Raw genomic sequence first — 2,751 nt, forward strand, 5'->3', positions numbered from 1 at the left:
GAACTCGGACGGCGCGTCCGGCAGCGCGGTCGCGCAGCGCGAGGTGATCCGCGCGGCGCTGGCCGACGCCGGACTGCGACCCGGCGACGTCGACGCCGTCGAGGCGCACGGGACCGGCGCGCCGCGCGCGGACGAGGTCGAGCTGCGGGCGCTGCAGGAGGCGTACCGGGAGCGCGAGCGCCCGCTGTGGGTCGGCTCGCTCAAGTCCGCCCTCGGGCACGCCCAGGCCGCCGCCGGCATCGCCGGGGTGATCAAGACCGTGCTGGCGCTGCGCTCGGGACGGCTGCCCCGCACCCTGCTCTCCGGTCGGCCGACCACGCGGGTGGACTGGGAGGCCGGCCAAATCCGGCTGCTCGACCAGGACCAGCCGTGGCCGACCTCCAGGGGCCAGGGCACGGCGAGGCCGCGCCGGGCCGGGGTGTCCGCGTTCGGGGCGGACGGCGCCAACGCGCACGTCGTGCTGGAGCAGGCGCCCCGGAAGAGCACCCCCGCGCGGCCCGAGCGGACCGCGCGCGCACTGCCCTGGCTGCTGTCCGCCGCGAACCAGGAGGCCCTGAGGGAGCAGGCCGCCCGGCTGCTGGACCGCGCGCAGTCCGAAGTGGACGTCCTCGACGTCGGGTTCTCGCTGGCGCGCTCCCGCGCCGGGCTCGCCCACCGGGCCGCCGTGCTCGGCGACGACCTCGACGGGTTCCGGCGCGGGCTCACCGCCCTCGCGCACGGCGAACCGGCGGCGGAGCTGCGCCGCGACACCGCGCTCGACGGCGGCGTGGCGTTCCTGTTCCCCGGCCAGGGCGCGGAACGCCCCGGTGTGGCGCGCGAGCTGTGCGCCGCGTTCCCGGTGTTCGCCGCCGCCGTGGACGAGGTCGTCGGCGCGGTCGACGCCGACCTCGCGGACGGGCTGCGCGCGGTGCTCACCGGCGACGCGGAGGACCTCGCGGCCAGCACGGTGTTCGCGCAGACCGCCCTGTTCGCGGTCGGGGTCGGGCTCTTCCGGCTCCTCGCGTCCTGGGGCGTGGTCCCGGACTTCGTGTTCGGCCACTCGGTCGGCGAGATCGCGGCGGCGCACGCGTCCGGCGCGCTGGCGCTCGCCGACGCGGCCCGGCTGGTGTCCGCGCGGGGCAGGCTCATGCAGGAGCGGATGCCCGAGGGGGCGATGGTCGCGCTGCGCCTGACCCCGCGGGACGTGCTGCCGCTGCTGGGCGAGCGCCTCGGGCTGGCCGCCGTGAACGGGCCGGAGTCCGTGGTGGTGGCGGGCGCGCTGGACGACGTCGCCGAGCTGGTCGAGCGGTGCGCGGCGCTGGGCGTGCGGCACCGCAGGCTGGCCACCGGGTGGGCGTTCCACTCGGCCGACGTGGACCCGGTGCTGGACGACCTCGCCCGTGTCGCGGCGGGGCTCTCCACCGCGGAGCCGGGGATCGCGCTGGTGTCCGGGGTGAGCGGCGGGCCGGTCGGGGCGGCGGAGCTCGCCTCGCCCGCGCACTGGCGTCGGCAGGCCAGGGACACCGTGCGGTTCCACGACGCGGTCCGCTGGCTGGACGGGCGCGGGGTGCGCACGTACCTGGAGCTGGGGGTCGGGAGCGTGCTGTCGGCGCTGGGCGCGGAGTGCGTGCCCGAGCCGGGGCGGGCCGCGTTCGTGCCGCTCGCCAGGAGCGGGCGGGACGTGGAGCGCGCGGTCACCGGCGCGCTCGCCCGCGCCCACAACCGGGGCGTGGCGGTGGACTGGGCCGCGGTGTTCGACGGCAGCGGCGCGCGGCGCGTGGACCTGCCCACCTACCCGTTCCAGCGGGTGCCCTGCCGCGCCGGGGAGCCGGGCGGGGAGCTGCGCCGCCCCGAGTGGGTTCCCGCGCCGGACGGCGGCGAGCCGGGGACCTGGGCGTTCGTCGGGCTGGACTGGGACCTGCCCGGCGAGCGGTACCCGGACCTGGCCGCGCTGGAGCGGGACCCGGCCTGCGCGCCCGACCACGTCGCGGTGCGCGTCTCCGCCGCCAGGCAGGGCGATCCGGTGCAGGGGGCGCGCCTGGTCGCGCACGAGGTGCTGGCGCTGCTGCGGTGGTGGCTGGACGAGCCGAGGTGGGCCGGGGCGCGCCTGGTGGTGGTCACCGGGAACGCCACCACCACCGGGCTCGTGGACGCCCCGGTGTGGGGCGCGGTCCGGTCGGCGCGGGTCGAGCACCCGGAGCGGGTCGCGCTCGTGGACGTGGACGGGTCCGCCGTGCCCGAGCGGCTGGTGCGGGTGATCGCCTCGGGGGAGCGGGAGGCCGCGGTCCGGGGCGGCGCGGTTCTCCGTCCGCAGTGGACCGAGGTCGCGGTCGGGTCGTCCGCCGTCGACCTCTCCGGCGGCACGGTGCTGGTCACCGGCGGCACCGGCGCGCTCGGCTCGGCCCTCGCGCGGTTCCTGGTGACCCGGCGCGGCGTGCGGTCGCTGCTGCTGGCCTCGCGGCGCGGCCCGGACGCGCCGGGAGCGGCGGAACTGGTGGCGGAGCTGGAGGTCGCGGGCGCCCGCGTGCGGGTCCTGCCCTGCGACGTGGGCGAGCGCGCCCAGGTGGAGGCGCTGCTGGAGCACGTGCCGGACGCCTTCCCGCGGCGCGGGGTCGTGCACGCGGCGGGCGCCACCGCCGAGGACGCGCTCGCCGGGACCCGCCCGGACGCGCTGGACGAGGTGTTCCGCGCCGCGGTGTCGGGCGCCTGGTGGCTGCACCGGGCCACCGCCGGGCACGACCTCGCGCTGTTCGCGCTGTGCTCGTCGGCGAC

At 79.1% G+C, this 2,751-nt stretch carries 1 protein-coding gene; it reads left to right on the forward strand.

The features are described from left to right. On the forward strand, positions 1–2,751 hold a 2,751-nt coding region (locus ACTUAL_RS06835), incomplete at both ends, for an SDR family NAD(P)-dependent oxidoreductase (RefSeq protein WP_440899656.1).

The organism is Actinosynnema sp. (genome assembly GCF_052038725.1).